Source organism: Synechococcus sp. PCC 7335, assembly GCF_000155595.1.
Lineage (GTDB): Bacteria > Cyanobacteriota > Cyanobacteriia > Phormidesmidales > Phormidesmidaceae > Phormidesmis.
This window is the reverse complement of sequence record NZ_DS989904.1, coordinates 133446-153171: the sequence shown is the minus strand read 5'-3', so window position 1 is coordinate 153171 and position 19726 is coordinate 133446. Positions and strand designations below refer to the sequence as shown.

Genomic DNA, 19726 nt, shown 5'->3' with positions numbered 1-19726 from the left:
AGATTGGGGCTGTGGCATCTTGGCGCAGAGTTCAATCTCATCTTGGCCCCATACCCGTCGTGCCAGCGTAGACGGCCTGATCGCCAAGCTCGTCCTCGATTCGTAGTAGCTGGTTGTATTTAGCTACGCGTTCACTTCGACACAGCGACCCAGTTTTGATTTGTCCCGCGCGAGTGGCTACTGCTAGATCTGCAATCGTTGTGTCTTCGGTCTCACCAGAGCGGTGGCTAATTACACAGTTGAACTGGTTTCGTTTGGCTAGATCGATAGCTTCTAGTGTCTCTGTTAACGTGCCGATTTGATTGAGCTTAACTAGCAGGGCATTCGCGGAGGCTTGGTCAATACCCTTTTGCAAACGAGTTGGGTTAGTGACAAACAGGTCATCGCCAACTAGCTGAACTTTGCTGCCAATGCGCTCGGTGAGTGTTTCCCAGCTCTCCCAGTCATCTTCGTGCAGACCATCTTCGATTGAGACGATCGGATAGTTACTAGCAAGACTTTCTAGGTAGCTGATCATTTCAACAGGAGAGTGAGCAGCACCATCGTAGGTGTACTCACCGTTCTCATACAGTTCACTCGCAGCAACGTCTAGCGCCAGGGCGACTTGCTCTCCGGGAGTATAGCCCGCTTCAGAAATAGCGGACATCAACAGGTCAAGGGCTTCTTGATTCGAGCTCAAGTTAGGTGCAAATCCCCCTTCGTCGCCAACGCCTGTTAGCAGCCCTTTGGCATCTAGAACTTTACTGAGCTGGGCAAAGATCTCTGCACCCCAACGCAGCGCTTCGCGAAAGCTGCTAGCCCCAACGGGCATAATCATGAATTCTTGAATATCAACGTTATTGCTGGCATGTTCGCCGCCGTTGATGACGTTCATCATTGGGATGGGTAAGACGTTTGCTAAGGGTCCACCTATGTAGCGGTAGAGAGGCATAGCCTGGGCAGCGGCAGCAGCGTGGGCAGTGGCAAGAGAAACGGCAAGAATGGCGTTCGCGCCGAGCTTCTTCTTATTGGAGGTATCGTCTAGGGCAATCATCATGCGATCAATTTCGATCTGGTTGAGCGCGTTGGCTCCCATCAGCTCACGGGCGATCGCATCGTTGACATTCTCCACTGCTTGGATCACACCTTTGCCGCCATAGCGACTTTTATCACCATCGCGCAGCTCGTGCGCCTCAAAGCTCCCTGTTGAAGCCCCGCTCGGGACTTGAGCAATACCAAATGCTCCGCCACTGAGGTAGATTTCGGCCTCGATTGTGGGCCGACCTCTAGAATCTAAAATCTCTCTCGCCTGAATAGCTTCAATGGCTGTATCGAGGGAATCTATCATTCTGCTGCGCCTACTATGTATAAGATGTTCGATTTCCGTCAAAATAAACTCTATAGACTCTATCAACTTTTGGGCACAACAAGAGGTCAACTACAATGCGTATGCTACACACCATGCTCCGAGTCGGCAATCTAGAGAAATCCATTGCCTTTTACTGTGATGTACTAGGGATGAAGCTTCTCCGTCAGAAAGACTATCCAGGCGGTAAGTTTACCAATGCTTTCGTTGGCTACGGCGATGAATCAGAGCACACCGTCCTAGAGCTAACTCACAACTGGGAGACCGATAGCTATGATTTGGGTACTGGCTATGGCCATGTTGCGTTAGGGGTCGATGACATCTATGGGACCTGCGAAGCGATCAAGCAGCAGGGCGGCAACGTTACTCGCGAACCTGGCCCAATGAAGCATGGCAAAACAGTGATCGCCTTTGTAACCGATCCCGACGGTTACAAGATTGAGCTGATTGAGGGGCGGAGTTAGCGATATCTAGGCTTTCAGCAAGTTGAACAAATCTTCAATGGGGTAGGATAGCTCGCCCATAAAATCTGGTATGGGCAGAACGGTATTATGTTCATCGATCAGGATGACCTGAACTTCTTTGTGAGGTCGGTGAATCAAAACGGCTCTATCGTTGGGGTCCGATGAGTCAGCCCATGCCAGTACCGTGTCGCAAGCAGCACTGAATCTTCTTTATCACTTTTGCGTAGCGTTGCCCTGGCGATAGGATCTCAATTATCCAGTCCGGTGCTATTTCAAATACGTTTGCAATTTCTCCGTTTTCATCAATGGGAAGATGCTCCCGTGTAAAAACGGAGATATCTGAGACTACAGCATTTGTTCCGCAGATACATTGCAGTTCAGGGAAAGCACAAGCCGTTTTGTTTGGTTCAACGATACCGTTGATGACGTTCACAAACTTATTTTGAAGTCGGCTGTGCTTTCCCTGGGGCATTGGCTTTTGAATAATTTGGCCCTTGATGAATCGCTAGCAGGCTCTGTCTCTGGCAGTGCTAGAAATGCTTCTAAGGTCATCGGTCTAGACTGAATTTGAACCATTGTTGAGTCCCCTTCGACCGTACGCTACGTCTTTACATACTAAACGCCCAGCTCTACTAGTGATACAAGCTATCGTTGGCTAGCATCGCCTAGACTATAGGCATGCCAGCTTATCAATCGCACCGCGTCGCTATTATGGCTTCTGCTTCTATTCGTTGGACAACTGAAGACCTCGTTGCCATTCCTGACGATGGCGGCTGGAAGCGCTATGAGATTATCGGTGGAGAGTTACTGGTGACTCGCGCACCTCATATTCGCCATCAAAGTGCGGCTAGTAAAATCCATGTTCGCTTGGAGACCTGGTCAGAAGAGACGGGGCTTGGTAATGCTCTTGAGACGCCTGGCGTTGTCTTTACTGATGGTGGAGGTGTTGTCGGCGGGAAAAGAAAATGAGCAGCGCGATAGGGCTTTTAAGCTGAAGCTGTATTCTCTACACGGGGTTCGAGAATATTGGATTGTGAACTGGCGGCTTAAGGAGATCGAAGTTTATAGACGAGAAGAGTCTAGATTACAGAAGGTTGCCACTTTGTTAGTCACAGATTGGTTGACTTCACCGTTGCTGCCTGAGTTTGAGTGCGCTGTGAAAAGTGTCTTTCTAGATTAAGAAACAGAAGAAAGAACGAATATTGGAGAAGAGGAGAAAGAGCGTTCTTAAGATGCTGATAGGGCCTAGCTACTCTGCAAGGCACAGCCTACGACTTTGCTCAGCCGTCGAATTGTGCTGGTGTCGAGGGCCAAGCGGATTAGTATTTTGCCAATCGATGGTTAACCAGACAGATCGAGTCATCAGCATTGTTGTTGAATGCGGGCCAATGGTATGGCGGTGGTCAGCGTGCGATTGTAGTGAGAATGCTGTGAGCTAAATGGCCAAGGCCAAAGATTGCGCTAATGCTAGCCACCCTTCCATTGCTATACTAAAAACCCTGTGCCTGTAGCCACTTCTTCCATAGCTTTCTACTTCCATAGCCCCCTACTTCCATAGCTTCTATGCAGCCAACCGATCCTGACAAATTTACCGCCAAAGCCTGGGACGCTATTGTCGAGGCGCAGGACGTAGCACGTCGATTTCGGCAGCAGTATCTAGAGGTTGAGCACGTCACCCTAGCTATGCTGGAGCAGGCGGGACAAGCTGATGTCGTGCTATCAAAGGCTGGCTTGTCACCAGAGCAGATTTTACAAGAGTTAGAGACTTTTGCTAAGCGTCAGTCGCGGGTGAGAGTTGCGGTTGATAGCAACTTGTATCTAGGTCAAAGCCTCGATCGGATGCTAGATGCCGCAGAAGGCGCACGGCTCAATCTAAAGGATGAGCTGATCAAGATTGAACATCTGCTGGTTGGTTTTGTTGAAGATGAGCGAATTGGCAGACGGCTATTACGCGGTTTTGATGTAGATACGTCTCATATCATGAAGGCAATTCAGGCACTGCGATCGCCTGAAGAAAGTAAGCCAGCGACCGCTACAGTCACCGATGATGACGAGTATCCGGCGCTGCATCAGTACGGGCGCGATCTGACTACAGAAGCTAGAGCAGGCAAGCTCGATCCTGTGATTGGACGAGATGAAGAGATTCGCCGGGTGATTCATGTACTCTCTAGGCGGACGAAAAATAATCCGGTGCTGATTGGCGAACCCGGGGTGGGTAAAACTGCGATCGCCGAAGCCTTAGCCCAGCGCATCATCAATGGGGATGTGCCCGAATCGCTCAAGAATCGCGTTTTGATCTCACTTGACGTAGGTGGCCTGATTGCTGGAGCCAAGTACAGAGGTGAATTTGAAGAACGCTTGCGCTCTGTTTTAGCCGAGGTCACTGATTCTAACGGTCAGGTCGTTTTGTTCATTGACGAGCTGCATACCGTTGTCGGGGCAGGTGCGGGTGCTAACAATGTAGATGCCGGTAATATTCTCAAACCGGTACTAGCTCGTGGCGGCTTGCGCTGTATTGGGGCGAGTACTGTCGATGAATTTCGTAAGCACATAGAAAAAGATACGGCCCTAGAACGACGCTTTCAGCAAGTGTATGTTGATCAACCTAGCGTGGAAGATGCCGTATCGATTTTGCGCGGTCTCAAAGAGCGCTATGAAGTGCATCATGGCGTAACTATTTTAGATTCAGCGCTGGTGGCGGCGGCGGCACTGTCGGATCGCTATGTGAGCGATCGCTTCTTGCCAGATAAAGCCATTGATTTGATCGATGAAGCCGCAGCTAAGCTGAAGATGGAGATCGATTCTAAGCCGGAAGAGCTAGAGATTATCGATCGCCGCCTGATGCAGCTAGAAATGGAGAAACTTTCTTTAGAAAGTGAGAAAGCCGCTGGCTCCTCAAGCCGTACGTCAAACCAGCGGCTAGCAGGAATTAAAAAAGAAATTGAAGAACTCTCAAAAGAACAACAAGTCCTTGACCAGCAGTGGCACACTGAAAAAGAGACGCTAGATGCGGTCACTGAGCTAAAAGAAGAAGAGGAACGCACTCGCCTACGGATGAACCAGGCTGAGCGAGCGAATGATCTAGAACGCGCCGCTCAACTAAAATACGGTCGATTAGAAGAGATTCAGCGAGAGTTAGAAGCTTTAGAAGTCAGTCAGCAGGCACTACAAGAAAAAGGGTTGACGATGCTGCGTGAGCAGGTCACCGAAGCGGATATTGCTGAGATTGTCGCTCGCTGGACGGGCATTCCGGTCAACCGCTTGCTGGAATCAGAACGTCAAAAGCTGTTGCAGCTAGAAAGCCATCTACACGAGCGCGTGATTGGTCAGTCCGAAGCGGTGACTGCTGTTTCTGCGGCTATTCGCCGTGCTCGAGCTGGGATGAAAGACCCTGGCCGTCCAATTGGTTCTTTCTTGTTTATGGGACCAACTGGCGTGGGTAAAACAGAACTCGCCCGCGCTTTAGCGTCATTCTTATTCGATACAGAAGAAGCTTTGATTCGGCTAGATATGTCTGAGTATATGGAGAAGAACTCAGTCTCTCGTCTGGTGGGTGCTCCGCCCGGTTACGTTGGCTATGAAGAAGGTGGTCAGCTTTCTGAAGCGGTTAGACGTCACCCTTATTCTGTTGTCCTTTTAGATGAGGTAGAGAAAGCACACACCGATGTGTTCAATATTCTTTTGCAAGTATTGGACGACGGTCGAATTACTGATTCTCAAGGCCGTACGGTTGATTTTCGCAATACCGTAATTGTGATGACTAGCAATATTGGCAGTGAGTATATTCTCGATGTGTCTGGCGATGATGCTAAGTTTTCTGAGATGGAGACTTTGGTAATGGGCGCATTGCGATCGCACTTCCGCCCAGAATTTCTCAACCGGATTGATGACACTATTCTCTTCCATGCTCTGAGTAAGAAAGAGCTTCGTAGTATTGTCACTATCCAGCTTCAGCGAATTCATCGCCTGCTAGCCGATCAAAAGATTAGCCTCGAAATGTCAGAACCTGCTATCGACTATGTCGCTGATCAGGGCTACGATCCGACCTACGGCGCCAGACCTTTGAAGCGGGCAATTCAGCGAGAGCTAGAAAATCCAATCGCCACCATGATTCTAGAAAATACGTTTACTGAAGGCAGCACACTCAGAATCAGTGCGTCAAAAGCGAACGGTCTTACCTTTAAAGTCAAAGCTGCTAAGCCTGAGCCAGTGGCGGAACCGGCTGAAGAAATTGCGGAAGCGTCAGGGACTGAAGAAACGGTAGCTGAGGAGCTGGAGGCTGAGGGGATGGCTGAAGAAGCGGCTGAAACAGTCAGCGCAGCAGGTAGCCTTGAAAGTGAACCTGAAAGCGAAACAGAAAAAGAAATAGTGGCTACAGTGCCAGATTAAGGCGAACTAATGGCTGTTGATGCTGCTTTGCGTAGGCTGTAGGTGATTAGCGCCGCTAAGACACAGACGGCGGCTAGTAGCCTGAGTAAATTGCTGATGCCAAGACTTTCTTGTAAAACGGGAAGACTGAGCGCGCCGAGGACTGCGCCTAATTTGGCGATCGCACCTGCTAAACCCGCTCCACTGGCTCTAATCGCAGGCGGAAAGACTTCGCCCGACAGTAAGAATGTCGTTGAATTGGGTCCTAGGTTCATGGTGAGATTGAACAGAATAAAGCCGGTGAACAACAGCCCGATCTGAGTGGTAGAGCCCGAGAAAGAGAGCAGGCCCAGACCAATGGCCATACCGATGAAGCCAGCGACCTGCAAAGGAATGCGGCCAATGCGATCGATTGATAGAACTGCAATCACAAAACCCAACACCAAAAACACGTTCACCACAGCCGCACCTCTAGCTGACGCCATCTCCTGAGTTAGTAAGTTCTCGGCTGAAGAGAAAGCAAGGGTAGCGATGATAGTCGGCGTGAAGATGCCGATACCGTAAGTTGCGATGTCCTGTAAGAACCAAGGAATAGAAGCCAACGCCGTTTGACGAATATAGGCTTTTGAAAAGAGATCGTAGTAACCTAGGGTTGCTTTTGCCTCGTCAGCGTCTGTTGCTTTAATAGAAGCATTCGGTTCGAGCAGAATGGGCTTTTCGAGTAGTTCAGAGGCGGCTTCAGAAGCGGCTTTGTAGTCTCCTTTTGCCAGATAGTAGCTAGGACTTTCTAATAGAAACAACAGTCTTAGTCCACCCACTAGAACAGATAGGGCCACCCCGACACCTAGCATCCAACGCCAAGCATAAGCGATCGCCAGCTCGGGGACGGTTTGTTGGAATAGCCAAATTGTCAGCCACCCTATCAGAGCCCCTAGCAAAGCGCCAATCGATTGAAAGCTAAAAGCGCCAATCACCATGCGTCCGCGCAGTCTAGCGGGTATATTTTCAGTAATGTATGAAACGCTGATCGGATAGTCTGCGCCGATTCCAACTCCGACTAAAAAACGAAAGAACAGCAAAGACCAAGCATCCCAGGCCAACGCGCTACCCAAAGACGCTGCAATAAACAGACCAATATCGATAACCAGCATGCGCTGACGGCCGACCTGGTCGGTGACTGGCCCAAGCGTCAGTGAGCCGATTAGCGCACCGACTAGAGCAGCCGTGGCGATCGCACCGACCCAGCCAGCATTCAGACCAAAGTCTCTTTGAATGAAGGGCATGGCAACGCCGATGATAAAAAAGTCAAAGCCATCTAGGGCAATCAAACCAGCCGAGAGCACCCACAGCATCCACATCGGACGGGTCAAAGGTGAGCTATCTAATTCAGTCTGAAACTTTGACTGCAGGGAGAATGAGGAATCATTAGGTTCCAACTCATCGGTCAGCTCGTCGGCAGCGATAGAAGGATTAGACACTAGTCGTTTCACAGATCAAAAATATTTGCCCAGCATATTGCGCGATCATTAGTATTCCAAACCCTCTAAAGAAGGAACGGTCTTATTCGACAAGATCAGTTCTGGCTCTATCACCTACGCTTATCTTTTCTAACTCGTTCCTTCTCATTCAAAATTCAGCTACAGAAATTAAGATAGAGGTAGGTATAGCGAAAATAAGGATGCATTCTTACTTTGCGAGTTGAGTTGCCTGCTGATAGATAACGGTTTGAGCCGATAGGACTGTCCTAAGCAATTCGACAAAAGCTATAGCGGCTACCCATTAGCTAGCACCAACCATCAAAAGTCAAGCTAAAACACTTACTGCGAGGATATTTTGAGCTATTTAGAAGCTGTTGCTGATTTCTACACAGAAGTTGCCGAAACCCCAGATGTCGGCCTTTGCTGCGTACAAAGCACGCCTGTACAAATGCCCGGACTTCGCGTTCCAAGTCAGATGCAGGACATGAACTATGGCTGTGGTACAACCGTTCATCCGGCTGAATTGGCTGGCGAGCCAACCGTTCTATACATAGGTGTTGGCGGTGGACTAGAAGCTTTACAGTTTGCTTATTTCTCGCGTCGACCAAAGGCCGTGATTGCTGTAGACCCGGTAGAGTCGATGCGGACTGCGGCTCAGCAAAACCTGCTAGCAGCAGACGAACAAAATGACTGGTTTGACGCTAGCTTCGTCAGCATTCGAGAGGGGGATGCTTTTAGCCTGCCGATGCCAGATAATTCAGTTGATGTGGTGGCTCAAAACTGTCTTTTCAATATCTTCGAGCCAGAAGATTTAAAGAAAGCCTTGGCAGAAGCCTACCGAGTTCTCAAACCCAATGGCCGATTGGTGATGAGCGATCCAATTACCACTAGAGAGATTCCCGAGCATCTGCGCGAAGACGATCGTCTTAGAGCGATGTGTCTGTCAGGTGCGCTCACTTACAAAGAGTACACTCAAAAGATTGTTGACGCAGGCTTTGGTCAAGTTGAGGTTAGAGCGCGGCGTCCTTACCGATTGCTGAATGCTAAGAACTATCAGTTAGATCAGCACCTGATGCTAGAAAGCTTAGACTGTGTATCTTTCAAGGTTCCTATCGCTGACGATGGAGCCTGTATTTTCACCGGAAAGATGGCTGTTTATGCAGGCGAGCAAGACTATTTCGACGACAATGCTGGGCATATTTTACAGCCAGGAGTGCCCCTGGCAATCTGTGACAAGACCGCCAGAAACTTAGAGAAATTCGATGACATCGTAGTTACTAGCTCTACCTGGCATTATGACGGTGGTGGCTGTTGTTGAACCTGAAATTGACAACGAGATGCGAGCAAGCAGGATCTATCTTTCTGTATTTTGGTAGGTATTGACTCCGACCTTGCTTAGTTCTCGGTTAATCCCGTTGGCATAGCAAAGGTCGGAGATCGAGGCAACTTTTCCTGACTCTAGACAGCTTTCAATTCCTCAAGCCAGTCAATATCTCTATCTTTTATAGCGTTTGCTTCAGGCATTTTGCGTAGACGCATCAGCTCTGAGATGGCAGCGATATCGTGATCGCGTCCAATTCCAGAAACTGCCATCACCTGCTGATCTTCGAGGTAAAAAGCAAGAAAGGATTTGTCTTCTAGGCTGCCTTGAATCACGATATCGTCATAGTTCTCCGAATGACCGATGTATCGTAGCTTTAGATCAAACTGCCCGGTCCAGAAGAAAGGGACCGCCTCGAACATCACCTGCTGTCCGACCATATTGCAAGCCGCAATTCGACCCTGCTGCATTGCTAGCTGCCAGTGCTCTATACGGGTTGGCTGACCGGTGATGAAGTGCGGGAACCGAGCAATGTCACCTGCCGCATAGACATCTGGTTTTGCCTGTAGATACTGATTGACAAGAATGCTGCAGTCTTTTTCGTCCATCAATAACCCTTCTACAAAGTCGGTGGCAGGTTTTACCCCGATGCCCACCACTACCATATCGGCAGATAAGATCTCACCGCTTTCTAGCTCAGCGGTCTCTACTTTGCCGTTTCCTTTTAGAGCTTTCACCTTTTCGTCTAGCTTAAACTCTACGCCGTTAGACTCGTGAACCTGCTGAAAGAGTTTGCCGACAGATTCTCCGAGTACTTTTTCAAAGGGGACTTTGTCAGGAGAAACAACAGTCACCTCTAGCCCTTGTTGCTTCAGGCTAGCAGCGGCCTCCATGCCAATAAACCCTGAGCCAATAATCACCGCTTTTTTAGACTGCTTTGCTGCCTTCAGAATGGCTTTTGCATCTTCTGCTTTACGTAGCGTGAAAACGTTGTCTAGTTCGCTCCCGTCGACGGGCACCTGTTTGACAGCGCCACCAGTAGCGAGCAAAAGCGCATCGTAGCCAAGCGTTTCATTTTCGCCAAAGGTAAGCTGTTTTGCCTCTACGTCTAAACTAGTTACCTTGGCGGAGGTCTTAATTTCAATATTGTGCTGCTTGTAGAAGTCAGCGGAGCGAAGCTGTGAGACCTCACCAACTTCATCCGCCTGTAAGTAGGCTTTGCTCAGCTTGGTACGGTCGTATGGAATCGCGTTCTCAGCAGTCAAAACGATGATTTTGCCCTGGTAGTTGTTTTGCCGCAGCGCTTGGGCTGCCATGTCGCTAGCCGCACCGCCGCCCACGATCACAAAGGTACGTTTGTCTGCCTCAAAGTCTGCTTCAACTAGCTCGGGTGTAACGTGTTCGGTGATTTCTTCTGGCAGCTCAACGTAGACAGTATTGGCTTCAATATGAACCGGAAACTTAGCAAGGTTGTTGCGGCCTGGTGCGCTCAGATGCTTTCCTGTATCGGCGCTAAAGCAGGCGTTGTGCCAAGGACAGACGATTCGGCCATTGTGCAAGACGCCTTTTTCTAGAGGGGCACCGTAGTGGGAACAGTGAGGAGCGATCGCGCTGACTCCATTCTCAGTTTTTGCCAATAAAATTTCTTTGTCAGCGACTGTGAACTGCCGCATCTCTCCTACTTCAAGGTCACCGACCTGACATACTGATACTCGCTGAACGCCCATGACAGTAACCCTTTTGATCGCTTTTCTGAATTGCCGTGCGTATCTGAGCGTAAGCAAAAGCTTAGGTGCTAACATCTCTCATCAGAGGGAGTCAAAATCTGTTTTGCGTACCCAGAAATGAGTAGAAAAATGAGATACGCTCGAACTGTTCTCCAGATAGTCCTCAAAGCCCTTTGAATGATAGTACTGTGACTACAGTGTAAGTACGGCTAGAGTTTTTGGATGGAGCGGTTTAACTTCAAGGTTTTCAGACGATTCTGGGCGATCGCACGTCCCTATTGGATCGGTGATGAGAAATGGAAAGCTAGGGGACTTTTGCTGCTAATTGTAGTGTTGCTGCTAGGCTATACCGGTCTAAGTGTAGTGCTAAACAACCAGCGAGGAGAGCTGATCTCAGCGCTGTCTGCAAAAAGCGAAAGCCGATTTTGGACGACGGTAGGCATATTCATCGGGGTGCTAGTCGTTTATGCGCCGCTGCTAGCAGGCTATACCTATTTGCGTGATCGCTTGGGTTTGGAGTGGCGACGCTGGCTAACCGACAACTTTGTCGAACGCTACTTTGCAAAGCGGTCGTTCTATCAGATCAATCAGTTCAATCCAGAAATTGACAACCCCGACCAGCGAATTGCAGAAGATGTTAAAAGTTTCACTCAGGAATCTTTGACGCTGGCACTTGTGGTTACCGATTCTGTTCTAGAAGTGATTGCCTTTAGCGGTGTGCTGTGGGGAATTTCTCGAGAGCTAGTGCTGTTCTTAGTCGCCTATGCGGTAGTAGGGACTGTGCTGACGGTCGGAATTTTTGGCCAGCCGTTAGTAAAGCTAAACTTCGAACAGTTGAAGAAAGAAGCAAACTTTCGCTTTAGCCTCGTAAGAGTGAGAGAGAATGCCGAGGCGATCGCGTTCTATCAGGGGGAAGAACAAGAGTCCAATCAAATAAAAGAACGCTTTCTAGCCGCTTTCAACAACTATAAAAGTTTGCTGATTTGGGAGCTAAGCCTGAACGGACTGACCAATTTCTACGAATTTATTCCCTTTGTATTACCAGCGATTGTAGTCGCTCCTGGTGTGTTTAGCGGTGAACTTGAAGTGGGCAAAGTTAGCGAAGCGCAGGGTGCGTTTATTCGAGTCTTCTTTTCGTTCAATGTGATTGTCGCTCGCCTCCAATCTCTGACTGCCTTTGGTGCGGGTATTGATCGTCTATACGAATTCTCTGAAGCGATTGGCTACGATACAACAGAAGCAGGAGATAAAACCGCAGTAGTCGAGGAAGTCGTCGAAACGAAGGCGATGAACGAAGGTAGCGGTGAACGCGCTGAAAGTGAGATAGAAAGTAAGACAGCTAGTAAAGCCGATGACCAGAATAGCCAGCCAGTAATCAGCTTCAAGACCGCTCGCGAACTAGCACTGCAATCCTTGACTTTGCAAACGCCCAACTATCAACGCACGCTAATTGAAGATCTATCTTTAGCAGTAGAGGCTCAGAGCTCTTTACTGGTGATGGGTCCTAGCGGGTGTGGAAAGAGTTCTTTGATGCGGGCGATCGCTGGGCTTTGGACATCGGGCGAAGGCACAATCACACGGCCAAAGTTAGAAGATCTCCTGTTTCTACCCCAAAAGCCTTACATGATCCTAGGCAGCTTGCGTCAGCAGTTGCTCTATCCCTACCCTGAGGCAGATATCAGGGATGTGCAGCTAACTGAAGTCCTGCAGCGAGTGAATTTGCCTAATCTAGAGGCACAGTTTGGATTGCAGGCAGAGGCTGAGTGGAGTGATGTGCTTTCCTTAGGAGAGCAGCAGCGACTCAGCTTTGCCCGCGTACTGATTCATCTGCCCAAATACGTGATCCTAGACGAAGCGACTAGCGCTTTGGACACCGCGAATGAAGAACAGCTATATGATCAGCTAGCTAAGACAAAGGCGGCTTACTTGAGCGTTGGACACAGAGCGTCTTTAAAGCACTATCATCAGTCTCTCTTACGTTTGGCAGAAGATCACAGCTGGCAGCTTCTAGATTTAGAAACCGAGCCATAGAATCTAGAAACCGAGCCATAGAGGATTTATAGCTCGGTTGATTGCTGATTAGTTAGTTGGGGACTAGGTGAAGGCGATCGCTGATAGTTTAGTTAGTTAATTGGCTAAGCATCCGCTACAAGCTGCTTAAAGCCCTTACCTGCTGAGAAGGCAGGAACAGTTGTCGCTGGAATTTTAATAGTCTCACCTGTTTGAGGGTTGCGGCCATCACGAGCTTTGCGATCGCGAGGCTCAAAGCTACCAAACCCTACCAAGCTAACCTTATCGCCCTTTGCGACAGATTCCATGATTGAATCAATAACCGCTGTCAAAACGACATCGGCGTCCTTCTTTGAGACATCTGCCTTCTCTGCGACCATATCAATTAGTTCAGCTTTGTTCATAAAAGTGAGTACCTTAAAAACTTCGATAGTATTTGTAGCATAAGAACTTAATAGATCACAAGTACTATAGGGCTATAAAACCCGTGTTTCCGGGAAAAAACGAAGATTATCCTCTCTCTTGGGCTATTTGACTAGCGAAAACTGAAAAATCAATCGTTTTTCTTCCATTTGTTGCTTATTTTTGTTCAGAAATAAGCTTTCTTTCTAGATTCGCAGTCAATCGATTAAGAATGTTATCTTTTAGATTAATTAATGTTTTAATTCACTTTTCCCTTCGTAGCCGCCTGATCGCGTGCAAATTTTCTCAGTAGTCCAGGTGAAACTACGCAATCTGGAAGCTAGAGGGTCGTCACAGCTCCTGCTGTCATAGCTGCGGCCGTCACAACTCACAGAGATTTCAACTTTTCTAATGCTTGTTTAATCTGTTCTAATCCTTCCTTCGTATCCTGCTGGTCGTAGGCATCTCCCGCTTTGAGCAGACTTCTGACCGCTTTGTTGTTATCGCCAACGTTTGCGTATGCTAGTCCTAGATTGTGAAACGCTTCAGCGCAGTTCGGTTCCTGGTTCAATAGCTCAGTAAATTGCTCGATAGCGCCACGAAAGTCTCCCGCCTTGTAAGTGCCAACGCCCGCCACATATAGCGTCTGTGCCGCTGGAGATAAGGGAATAGAGGATGTTTCGACGACTAGCTCTGGAAAAGGAGGCCGCTCAATTGGTCGGCGATAGGCTCTAACCATAGAAAAGATGGCAAAGCCTGCAATCCCAAACACAACAGCTATCCAGACTAATAGATTCGGCAGCAAAGCTGGTAGCAAATTAGAAGCTTCCATAAGATACGTGCAGCAGTTTCAATGACATTCAAGGCCATTAGTTTACAAGGTGATTACTTTTCATGGTGCTATCGACTGTTAATTAGCCTTGAGTGAATCACTCTGGCTACCTAGCTTATTGCTGAGAATGTATCCGCGAACCGCTATGATTCGCCCTATCATAGGCAATATAGACTTTTCATAATTACGATTAGGATGACGGCCCAATCTACTAGCTCGCTCCCAGTTCCCCTCTCTATCGACGATTCTATCGCTAGATCCATTGACAACTCGACGAGTGATTTGACTGATCTAGCACAGAGCCAGGAAGAAACAGTCGTCTCAGCATCTGGCGATCGCTACACTGGAGAAAAACTCACCTGGGACTGGCGCGGCTATGACATCAAATACGTCGCCCATGGCGAGGGTTCACCGATTGTATTGCTACATGGATTTGGTGCCTCTATTGGGCACTGGCGTAAAAATATTCCTGAGCTGGCGGTAGCAGGTCATCGTGTCTATGCTATAGACCTACTTGGCTTTGGCGATTCAGATAAGCCAGATCTTAGCTATAGCCTAGAGTTCTGGGTGAAGCTGATTCATGACTTTTGGAAAACGCATGTCAAAGAACCTGCTGTCTTTGTCGGAAATTCGATTGGGGCGCTGATGGCGCTGATGACCCTAGTGACTTATCCTGACACAGCGAGCGGCGGTGTGCTGCTAAACTGTGCGGGTAGCTTGAACCACCGACCAGAAGATTTGCCGGGCGGTTTGAGCTTTGTCATGGGCGTATTCGCTAAGCTAGTGAATTCTAGATTGACGGGTCCACTGCTATTTAATCAGGTCCGTACAAAAGGTCGAATCCGCGGCTCTCTAAAGCAGGTATACGGCAACCGGAAAGCGATTACCCCCGAGCTTGTCGACATTCTACATGGTCCGGCCTGTCAGCCAGGAGCGCAAAGAGTCTTCGCGTCTGTTTTGAGCGCGCCGCCGGGTCCTCGTCCTAGTGAACTGTTGCCACAGGTGACTCAGCCGTTGCTCGTGCTGTGGGGAGAAAAAGATCCTTGGACACCGATCAAAGCAGCGGGCATCTATCAAGAACTAGCGGACGATCAAGATAAAGATGTCGTGTTTCATGCTATTCCGGATACGGGACACTGCCCGCACGATGAGCGACCAGAAGTCGTGAATAAAATGATCTTAGACTGGCTAGGCGAACGCTAGATGATCGACGAAGGCTATATTAAATATCAGTGTGAGTGGATCAAGGAAGACGCGATCGCTTTCCATACAGTCTCCGATCTCACCCGATATAGAAACGCCCTTCACCAGCTTCATCTGATTGGCGAATATCCCAGTGGCATTGGATTTGGCAACATCTCTCAAAAAACAGGACTTCCTTCTTCCCCCATCCCTACCTTTGTCATCACTGGGACTCAGACTGGCCACCTTTCTACGCTTAGCGCCACCGACTACGCCCTTGTCACTGACTTCAATCCGGCCCAAAATACGCTTCGATGCCAGGGTTTAAGCAAGGCCTCTTCTGAATCTTTGACCCACGGCACCATCTATAGCGTTCATCCAGGCATTGGTGCGATCATCCACGTTCATAATGCTCAACTGTGGAAACAGCTGCTCTATCAGGTACCAACGACGAGCGCTGACGTTCCATACGGTACGCCTGAGATGGCAGCCGCGACACAGCAACTGTTTAAAGAAACGCCTTTATTGCAACAGAGAATCTTTGTGATGGCAGGGCACGAAGACGGCGTAGTTGCTTTTGGTAAAACGTTGCAGATGGCTTACCGAACATTGATCAACTGGGGGATGATGATAGGAATAGTCTCAGAATCTGCCCTGCAGCTACCGTACCAGCTACTGAACTAAGGCAAAGCACCCCTGAAGACTCATCAGCTTAAAGTAGCAATTTGTACGGCGTTACTTCAGGCCAGTATCTCTAAATAGCTAAATCTAAAGTCAGCGAACAAGGAACTTTGATACTGGCCTGTCGCCCTTCATCTGAGTAGCTTAACTCTAGCTCAATTGGCTTTGGGGGTAGGTTGCTCAGCCGCTCAGCCCATTCAATTGCTACGATTCCTGGCTCTACCTCAATGCCTTCCCAATAGGTTTCTAAGTACAAACTATCTGCTTCAGCTACAGAAAGCCGATACAAATCTATGTGGTAGAGCGGCACTCGTCCTTTTGTGTATTCGTTGATAAGTGTGAAGGTAGGGCTGTCAATTTCTTTAATCCCTAAGCTAGTTCCCACGCCTTGTACTAGCGTCGTCTTACCGCTGCCTAGATCGCCCTTTAGAAGCAGTATGCTGCCTGCGGGTAGTTGATCGCCCAGCGATCGCCCTAACGCCTGCGTTGCCTGACTATTTGGCAGCTCAATTATCATCTGTCTGCTCCTGGTTCCCTGACGTCAACGTGATCCTGCTGTATAAACTATATACATTGGGATCAGGTCTAGGCCTTCAATGATCATCACAGTAGCTAGCTTTAAAGGAGGTGTTGGCAAAACGACAAGCGCTATTCACCTGACAGCCTTCTTGCAGGGACAAGGGGAAACAGTGCTGATTGACGCCGACCCAAACCGTTCAGCGTTAGGCTGGGCTAGTAGAGGCGATTTGCCGTTTAATGTGGTCGATCAGTGGACGGCAGAGCAAACTATAAACCCGAGTAGTAATGTGGTGATAGATACGCCAGCTAGGCCAATTCCAGAGGATCTCTCAGCCCTTGCGAGTACCTGCGATCTGCTAGTACTACCAACAACCCCAGATGTATTAGCGCTAGATGCTTTGGTACTCACTATTGAATACCTTAAAGCAATCGGTACCTGTCACTACCGCATTCTGCTTACTTCTATTCCGCCTAAACCCAGCAAAGCCGGAGAGGAAGTCAAAGAACTTTTACAGGGAGCTAATCTACCTATCTTTGAGCAAGGCATTCGACGATTCGCAGCGTTTCAAAAGGCGGCCCTACAGGGGGTACCTGTCTATATGGTTAAAGATCCGCGGGCGGAGGCCTGCTGGCAAGATTACGAAACGGTAGGTAATGAGATTCTAGAGATTTTTGGGGTACAGGACTCGGCAAACAGTCCTTCTGAAGTGCCTAAGGTAAAAGATTCCTTTTGAAAAATTGTTTAGCAAGACAGCCACCGAAATCATGCCAATGGTGAGTTTCAGTCTGAAGGTTCCCGCCCCATGGCACAATTAGTAGAGCCAGAGGATAGAGAGACCAGATGATGAAAGACGTATTTAAGATGCTAAAGCGGTTTGCCTTGCTGTTTGTGATGGTGCTTGCCCTGGGACTACAAAGTTGCTCACCTGGGGTTAGTCTGCAATCCTATAACGATAGCTACGAAGGCTATGAGTTCAAATATCCCACTGGCTGGGTGCCTGCACAGGTAGAAAATGGTCCTGATACCGTATTTCACGACATTATCAGAGCTAGCGAGAACGTTAGCGTTGTTGTCAGTCCTGTTTCTGGTGGCAAAACCCTACCTGATCTCGGCACTCCTTCAGAAGTTGGCTATACCCTATCTAAAAGCATCACCTCTCTAGCTCCTGATGATCGCAACGTGGAACTGGTCAACGCTCAATCTTTTGAAGCTGGTGACAAGCTCTATTACATCCTTGAATACATCGCTAATCTGCCCTCAGGCCAGCGCCATGACCTTGCTAGTGTCATCATTCGACGTGGTCAGCTCTACACGTTCAATGCCTCAATTCCTGAGAATCGCTGGGAGAAGATGAAGGACACGATGAAACAAACAGTGGCCTCTTTCTCGGTCTACTAAATATTCTCTTATTGGTAGCTACATCTATTCTGCATGACGTCTGTATTAAAGGTATTAAAGGCGCGCTCATTGAGTTCTTTCCTGCTGTGAGTGCGTCTTTTTGCATGGTTTCTTGTTACGCTAGTTTCCTATATTGCAATTCGCCAAATGCTACTCCGAGAGAAGGTTTAAGCGAGAAGGTTTAGGTCGATGGCGAGTTGCTAAGCACTTAGCGTCGCCGAATGAGGACTGTTGCCTTTATTGAAGATGCGAGCTAAGCGCAGATTGCTATACATTTCATCCTAGAGCACCCCCATGGCTGATATTCAATTCGTGCTGGCCTCTGCCTCTGTTGCCCGTCGAAATCTATTGATAGAAGCAGGTATCCAGCCGTTTGTTTGTCCTAGTAACTTTGATGAGGACGCTGTGGTGATTAGCGATCCTCGAAAACTGGTAGAAGTACTAGCGCTGGGTAAGGCTGAGGCAGTAGCACCACAGTTTAAGAGTGCATTAGTGCTAGGATGCGATTCTGTTTTGGCAATTGACAATATCCCCTACGGAAAGCCTGAAAGTGAGCAAGAAGCAATTGATCGGTGGCGGTCTATGCGAGGTAGCTCGGGTGAACTGCTTACCGGCTATGCGCTAATCGCCCCTGGACAAGCGCCCTTAGTTCGACATCGCATGACCCGGGTGTTCTTTGCTAATCCCTCTGATCAAGAGATCGAAGCCTACATTGCAACTGGCGAGCCAATGCACTGTGCAGGGGCGTTTGCCACGGATGGCAAGGGCAGTATGTTCGTAGAAAAAATTGAGGGCTGCCATACGAATGTGGTGGGCTTAAGTGTTCCAATGCTGCGGCATATGATGGCTGAGCTAGGTTACCGGGCGATTGATTTTTGGGGGCAGTAGGCCATGAACCGAGCGCGAGGCAACTTCATCGGTAGGAGCTTGGACTATCCGGTTATTCGGCGAAAGGGGTGGCCTAAATCAGGTAGTAGAACGCTTGTGGTGGGCGTTTTAACGCTGCTGCTGGTTTATGTGGCAACGGACTACTGGGCGGAAGGGCTGTGGTTTGATGAGCTAGGCTTTTTGTCTGAGTTTTTGCTGCGATCGCGCACTCAAATTCTCCTTGGGACGGTCACTCTATTCGGCAGCTTAGGCTTTATTTTCTCTAACTTTAACGCTGCAGAAAGGCTCAAGTTCAATCGCAATTGCCTGCTACCCAACCAAGCAAATCTAAGTGTTGGTCTAGGGCTTAGAACGCTACTGCCGATTCTCTTCTTTTTAGGTTTAGTGATCGGGGGTAACCTGCTTCACCATAGCCGAATTGCAATTACTGAACTATTGACAACGCGAGCAGCGATTCCAACGCCGCTGGGTCTAAGCTTCAATGAAAATTGGGAACTGGTGCTTTCTTTGGCGGCCCAGCCGATTCTATTGGTATTGGTCGTCGTAGGAGCGATCGCTCTAATTGCCTTTCCGCTGAGCCTACTTCGCGTTGCTGGCGTTGTCTTAAGTGTTTGCTTTAGCATCATCGCGGTAGAAGAATGGGCGCGTGTTCTACCTGCACTCAACCCTTCTTCTTTTGACCAAGTCGATCCAGTCTTTAAAGAAGAACTGAGCTTTTATATCTTTCGGCTGCCGCTGTGGGAGCTAATTGAATTTTGGCTTTCTGGGATACTTGTCTTCATGTTGGCAGCAGCAACTCTAGAGTATTTGCTAGCAGGTAATACGTTTAGTCAAGGTCGTTTTGCTGGATTCTCGACAGGGCAGCAGCGACACTTATCGGCAATTGCCTCCGGTCTATTAGTCGTTACTGCACTAGGCAACTGGATTCGTCGCTATGAGCTGCTCTACTCTGGGCAAGGCGTTAGCTATGGAGCAAGCTTTACTGATATCTACGTAGGCCTACCTGTCAATACCTCCTTGAGCTTTATTGCGCTAGGGCTAGCTGTGACCCTAGCGATCAGAGCATTGGGTGGAAAGCTGCTAACCAGGCGAGCCAGAATTAGTGGCAGC

General features: G+C 48.7%; 19 protein-coding genes. 12 read left to right on the top strand and 7 right to left on the bottom strand.

What is annotated here, in order from left to right:
* Window positions 1–37: 37 nt before the first annotated feature.
* Window positions 38–1327, bottom strand: coding sequence for a phosphopyruvate hydratase (gene eno, locus S7335_RS00655; protein WP_006454144.1), 1290 nt, complete (start codon window positions 1325–1327; stop codon window positions 38–40).
* Window positions 1328–1422: 95 nt separating this feature from the next.
* On the opposite strand from eno, the gene gloA reads away from it, so the two are divergent.
* The gene (gene gloA / locus S7335_RS00650) at window positions 1423–1809 is read left to right on the top strand and encodes a lactoylglutathione lyase (RefSeq protein WP_006454085.1); all 387 of its coding nucleotides are present in this window, start codon (window positions 1423–1425) and stop codon (window positions 1807–1809) included.
* A gap of 166 nt (window positions 1810–1975) precedes the next feature.
* Here the strand turns inward: gloA and S7335_RS28695 are convergent, their stop codons facing one another.
* The gene (locus S7335_RS28695) at window positions 1976–2281 is read right to left on the bottom strand and encodes a Uma2 family endonuclease (RefSeq protein WP_006454611.1); all 306 of its coding nucleotides are present in this window, start codon (window positions 2279–2281) and stop codon (window positions 1976–1978) included.
* Between the two features lie 206 nt (window positions 2282–2487).
* On the opposite strand from S7335_RS28695, the gene S7335_RS29400 reads away from it, so the two are divergent.
* The 3 genes from S7335_RS29400 (at window position 2488) to clpB (ending at window position 6198) form a co-directional block, all read left to right on the top strand.
* Entirely contained in the window at window positions 2488–2778 is a 291-nt protein-coding gene (locus tag S7335_RS29400) for a hypothetical protein (protein WP_369791669.1), read from the top strand.
* Window positions 2669–2989 carry a Uma2 family endonuclease gene (locus tag S7335_RS00640; protein WP_369791668.1) on the top strand — a complete coding sequence of 107 codons (321 nt, stop codon included), beginning with the start codon at window positions 2669–2671 and terminating at the stop codon, window positions 2987–2989. Before S7335_RS29400 ends, S7335_RS00640 begins: the two co-directional genes overlap by 110 nt.
* A 383-nt stretch (window positions 2990–3372) precedes the next feature.
* Entirely contained in the window at window positions 3373–6198 is a 2826-nt protein-coding gene (gene clpB / locus S7335_RS00635; RefSeq protein WP_006455711.1) for an ATP-dependent chaperone ClpB, read from the top strand.
* Here clpB and S7335_RS00630 read toward each other — a convergent pair.
* Window positions 6195–7655, bottom strand: coding sequence for an MFS transporter (locus S7335_RS00630; protein WP_006455694.1), 1461 nt, complete (start codon window positions 7653–7655; stop codon window positions 6195–6197). The genes clpB and S7335_RS00630 overlap by 4 nt on opposite strands.
* Before the next feature lie 355 nt (window positions 7656–8010).
* On the opposite strand from S7335_RS00630, the gene arsM reads away from it, so the two are divergent.
* The gene (gene arsM, locus S7335_RS00625; protein WP_006453596.1) at window positions 8011–8973 is read left to right on the top strand and encodes an arsenosugar biosynthesis arsenite methyltransferase ArsM; all 963 of its coding nucleotides are present in this window, start codon (window positions 8011–8013) and stop codon (window positions 8971–8973) included.
* Window positions 8974–9113: 140 nt separating this feature from the next.
* Here the strand turns inward: arsM and S7335_RS00620 are convergent, their stop codons facing one another.
* The gene (locus tag S7335_RS00620; protein WP_006457515.1) at window positions 9114–10703 is read right to left on the bottom strand and encodes an FAD-dependent oxidoreductase; all 1590 of its coding nucleotides are present in this window, start codon (window positions 10701–10703) and stop codon (window positions 9114–9116) included.
* Between the two features lie 222 nt (window positions 10704–10925).
* On the opposite strand from S7335_RS00620, the gene S7335_RS00615 reads away from it, so the two are divergent.
* Window positions 10926–12734, top strand: a complete 1809-nt coding sequence (locus tag S7335_RS00615) for an ABC transporter ATP-binding protein/permease (protein ID WP_006456768.1) — start codon at window positions 10926–10928, stop codon at window positions 12732–12734.
* Between the two features lie 104 nt (window positions 12735–12838).
* On the opposite strand, the gene S7335_RS00610 is transcribed toward S7335_RS00615, so the two are convergent.
* Both S7335_RS00610 and S7335_RS25590 read right to left on the bottom strand, forming a co-directional pair.
* Window positions 12839–13117: an HU family DNA-binding protein gene (locus S7335_RS00610; RefSeq protein ID WP_006456006.1), complete on the bottom strand. Its 279-nt coding sequence runs from the start codon at window positions 13115–13117 to the stop codon at window positions 12839–12841.
* A gap of 386 nt (window positions 13118–13503) precedes the next feature.
* Window positions 13504–13947: a tetratricopeptide repeat protein gene (locus S7335_RS25590; protein WP_006454206.1), complete on the bottom strand. Its 444-nt coding sequence runs from the start codon at window positions 13945–13947 to the stop codon at window positions 13504–13506.
* A 195-nt stretch (window positions 13948–14142) separates the two neighbouring features.
* Between S7335_RS25590 and S7335_RS00600 the strand changes: the two genes are divergently transcribed.
* Both S7335_RS00600 and S7335_RS00595 read left to right on the top strand, forming a co-directional pair.
* On the top strand, window positions 14143–15150 hold the full coding sequence (locus tag S7335_RS00600; protein WP_006456808.1) for an alpha/beta fold hydrolase: 1008 nt from the start codon (window positions 14143–14145) through the stop codon (window positions 15148–15150).
* Complete coding sequence (locus S7335_RS00595; RefSeq protein ID WP_071776894.1) at window positions 15151–15813, top strand: class II aldolase/adducin family protein; 663 nt, start codon at window positions 15151–15153, stop codon at window positions 15811–15813.
* A 70-nt stretch (window positions 15814–15883) separates the two neighbouring features.
* Here S7335_RS00595 and tsaE read toward each other — a convergent pair whose 3' ends face one another.
* Window positions 15884–16327 (bottom strand): tRNA (adenosine(37)-N6)-threonylcarbamoyltransferase complex ATPase subunit type 1 TsaE, encoded by a 444-nt coding sequence (gene tsaE / locus S7335_RS00590; RefSeq protein ID WP_006456587.1) that lies wholly within the window; start codon window positions 16325–16327, stop codon window positions 15884–15886.
* A gap of 79 nt (window positions 16328–16406) precedes the next feature.
* On the opposite strand from tsaE, the gene S7335_RS00585 reads away from it, so the two are divergent.
* From S7335_RS00585 to S7335_RS28315, 4 genes are all read left to right on the top strand, one after another.
* Window positions 16407–17063 carry a ParA family protein gene (locus S7335_RS00585; RefSeq protein WP_006456118.1) on the top strand — a complete coding sequence of 219 codons (657 nt, stop codon included), beginning with the start codon at window positions 16407–16409 and terminating at the stop codon, window positions 17061–17063.
* Between the two features lie 110 nt (window positions 17064–17173).
* Window positions 17174–17728 carry a photosystem II reaction center PsbP gene (gene psbP, locus S7335_RS00580; RefSeq protein WP_227499921.1) on the top strand — a complete coding sequence of 185 codons (555 nt, stop codon included), beginning with the start codon at window positions 17174–17176 and terminating at the stop codon, window positions 17726–17728.
* 294 nt (window positions 17729–18022) lie between these two features.
* Window positions 18023–18616: a nucleoside triphosphate pyrophosphatase gene (locus S7335_RS00575; protein WP_006455569.1), complete on the top strand. Its 594-nt coding sequence runs from the start codon at window positions 18023–18025 to the stop codon at window positions 18614–18616.
* Window positions 18617–18619: 3 nt separating this feature from the next.
* Window positions 18620–19726, top strand: a 1107-nt coding sequence (locus tag S7335_RS28315) for a UPF0182 family protein (protein ID WP_038015327.1), incomplete at its 3' end; no start/stop codon positions are given.